2 protein-coding genes and 1 pseudogene are annotated in these 3,425 nt (G+C 60.5%); all 3 read right to left on the bottom strand.

What is annotated here, in order from left to right:
* Positions 1–784, bottom strand: a 784-nt coding sequence (locus AB7F49_RS39015) for a DUF2252 family protein (RefSeq protein WP_428533293.1), incomplete at its 3' end; no start/stop codon positions are given.
* A 53-nt stretch (positions 785–837) separates the two neighbouring features.
* Positions 838–2,769, bottom strand: coding sequence for a patatin-like phospholipase family protein (locus AB7F49_RS39010; protein ID WP_428533290.1), 1,932 nt, complete (start codon positions 2,767–2,769; stop codon positions 838–840).
* Positions 2,766–3,425: pseudogene (locus AB7F49_RS39005) on the bottom strand (alpha-amylase family glycosyl hydrolase); the annotation flags it as partial. The gene AB7F49_RS39010 and the pseudogene AB7F49_RS39005, both read right to left, overlap by 4 nt.

The following is a 3,425-nucleotide window of genomic DNA, read 5'->3' as shown; positions in this document are numbered from 1 at the left end:
CCTTTTCTTGCGGATGAAAGATTAATGGCAGGCTTTCCTTGATTGCCGGGGTAAGGCCAGAGGTAGTAACGAGTTCCGGAAATTCATGTTCCAGAAGGCTGCGCTCGCGGGCTTTGGCCAGACGCTTCTGGAACCGTTTGCGGGCAACTTCGTCCCCGAGTGTCGGGATCAGTTTCTCCACATCGATGCTTGCATACCACACATCCAGCACGTGCATGGCGCTGTATTCCGCCATGTGTTTGCGATAGGACCGCACGCAACTCAGCACGGCATCGCGGGCGTCATCTTCGCTGAAGCCGTTGTCGCGGCAGGCCAGCACGAAGCTAGCGGCCAGGCGTTTTACATCCCACTCCCAGGGAGCCGGGAGGGTTTCGTCAAGGTCGTTGATGTCGAAGATCACGCGCCGTTCGGGGGTCCCATACGAGCCAAAATTTAGTAGATGGCAGTCGCCGCAGGCCTGAACCCGAATTCCACTTGCAGGCGTGCCGGCCAGGTCCGCGGCCATATTGAGCGCAGCTCCACGATAGAAGGTAAACGGCGAATGCAGCATGCGGCCATGGCGAATTGGAATGAGCTGGGGCATGCGCCCCTTGTTCGACTCCTCCATCAACGCAAGAGGATCAGCGCGATTTTTCGGTGCTTGCCAAATTGCGTGGTCCTCGCGTGGGCATTTGTCGCGCAGACTCTTCCCCAGCGCCCGGAGTTCCTCGCGGGTCGGATGGGGCCGAAAGGCCGAGCTACACTCGATGGTCGCCAGTTTCCTGGATGCTTTTTTGGCTTTCATGTTAATGTCTCGATATCGATCTGGTTTGTGTTCGCCGATGGCTGGGTTGAGTGTCATTTGCTTGCTGTAACTGAATGGCCTTCAAGCGATGTCGATGGCCCAACCGACACCCGCGCCGGGCAGGAGTCCACCACCGTTTCAGGCGATTTAGCGGTTGTAGGAAAAAGCTGGGGGTCGAGCCTGGTTAGAAGTTGTTGGATCTTCGAGATCTCCTCAAGAGCTGCTGCCTCGCCAATCGCGGCCATTTCCTTGGCGCGCACGAACTCCGTGAGGTCGAAACCGCAAACGTCGGGGGCGATCACCACGTCGGCCGGGCTGACCCCGAAGGCGTTCAGACTGTAGTTTTGGACCAGAAGACTGCGGAGGATCGTCTGCACAATGCTCGGCTTCTTGCGGGGGGCCGGCTTATCCTGGGTAATGTCGCAAAACTCCTTCTCCATCTTGGCCGTCACGCTGACGGCAATCACGAAGTTGCAGCCCATCGACACCAGCACGTCGGCGGGAATATTGTTGACAATCCCGCCGTCGATCAGCGCCTGACCATCGCGGCAAATCGGGACGGAAATCACCGGCAGGTTGATGCTTTCGAGGATGGCATGGACGGCGTCGCCTTGCTCACGGACCACGGAGTTTCCCGCCACCAGATCGACGGTGACGGACAGGCAAGGGACGGCAAGCTGTTCGAGCCTCCAGTCGTGAAGGTACTTGCGGAGCATCGGATCAAATTGGCCACGACGGTATTTGTAGACGAGATACCAGTGGCTGCCGCGCGGAAGGTGGCGAAAGATCCACCCGGGCCGCAGGTCGTGGGCAAATGAGCTGGCGCAGTAGTCGCAGTCGAGACCGGACGCGTAGAAGATGCCCGTCATCGCGCCGGCGCTCGTCCCCGCGATCATATCGACGACAATACCATTTTGTTCGAGTGCCTTGAGGACGCCGAGGTGGGACATGCCTCGAGCGGCCCCGCCGCCGAGGGCCACGCCGATGCGGATGCCACGGAGGTGATGCACCAAGCGCTCCAGGCCACCCTCCAGGGACCGACCCCAGGGCAACTGGGACGGCGCTTGGACGATCTTGAAATCGCGGCTGGCCACGTCGCGGAGGTTAGGCAAGACTGGGGCCACCGGAACGGGGCCGTCCAGGATCCAGGCGACACAGGTCTTGTCGCGCCACCCGCGCGCTTTCACGTCCATGGCTTGAAGACGGCGGACTGCGGCCTCGCCGGCGGAGGTCGGCGAAAAGAAAACAACGCGATCGACGATCTCCATCAGCGCCATCATCCTGTCCGCGGCGAGATCCGCATGGACGTCAAAGACGATGCGCGTCGCGTCCTGCCACTCGGCCACCTGTTCACGGATTCCCTCGCGTTCCAGATACCGGCCTTCAACGCGGAGGGCCCGGAATCTCACACCTGACATCCCCTTCCACTCGTCTGAATCGCTGAACACAGCGAGTTTTTCCCCCACCTCGTGCAAGCGGTTGAGGAGCCGTGCGATCACCCCACGAGCAGCGGGGGAATCGTAAACCAGCGCCACCATCATCGGCCCCCGCCGGGGAGCCGTGCCCAGGAAGTGCCGTTTGAGAAGTCCGGCGAACGATTTGAGCCACAGACGACGCAGATCCGGATGGACGAGCGTTAACTCCATCGCCTGCTCGTAATCCAGGTTGAGGATTGTGGTGGGCGACAACGCGATGACCCGGATAGGAACTGGTTCTGCTAGGGCCCCGACCATCATGCCAAACTGTTCGCCGCGTTCAATCATCCGGAACAGGGATTCATTGCCGCGGTCATCGACCCGGACCGCCTTAAGCCGCCCATTGAGCACGAAGCTGACCGTCGTGATTAACTCGTTCGGCTCGTGAACGACTGTCCCTGGGGCATGCTGCGTGACCCGTGCAAGTCGCAGGACGTCATTTTGGGCCTCCTCGGACGCTTCGCGGAAATAATCGTGAACCTTGAGCAGTGAAACGATCGCGTCACTCATGGCAGCACCCTTCCATTCGTAAGGGAAAAGATGGAGGCCTGCCAGGGAGCCATATCCAGAAACAGCCCGCGCCCTTGCAGGTCATCGCCGTTCCACTCGTAGCTGGCCGGGCTAAGCTGATCCTGCAATTGCCATTTCTTGCCGGCGAGATCCGGGAAAGGCAACCGAACATGACATTGGCTCTGATTGGAGGCATAGTTCACGGCAACCACGAGTGCTTCTCCCTTCGGCCCTTGCCAGCCGAAAACCAGGAAGCAATCGTTCGTCCAGTTCCCATCCCAGGCAGGCGTGCATTCGAGCAATTGCCACTGGCCATCGCGCACGGCCGGCATGCGAAGCACCGCCAGCAGGCGGTCGTAAAACTCCTTTAGCTGCTCGGAGACGGGTTCCTTCGGGCCACGCACAAGGTGCGGCGAGATGCGTTTTTTGCGGCCCTCGAACTGACCTTGGTGCAAGAAACGCAGACCGGGGGACAGAAACGAGATGACCGCCGCGGCCTGCTGAACTTCCGGGGAGAACGTCGCCGCTGTCCGCGGTTCGTCGTGGTTCTCCAGGAAACGGGCGAGCTTGTCCTGGTACTCGAGGCCGGCTTGGAGATGCTCGCGCACTGGCCGCGCATGGCCCTCGCGGAGGCGATCGTAGAGCTTCTTGTCGTA

It is taken from the genome of Pseudorhodoplanes sp., from assembly GCF_050250235.1.
Lineage (GTDB): Bacteria > Pseudomonadota > Alphaproteobacteria > Rhizobiales > Xanthobacteraceae > Pseudorhodoplanes.
Note: the sequence above shows the minus strand (reverse complement) of the source record. Positions and strands in the feature narration are given on the sequence as shown.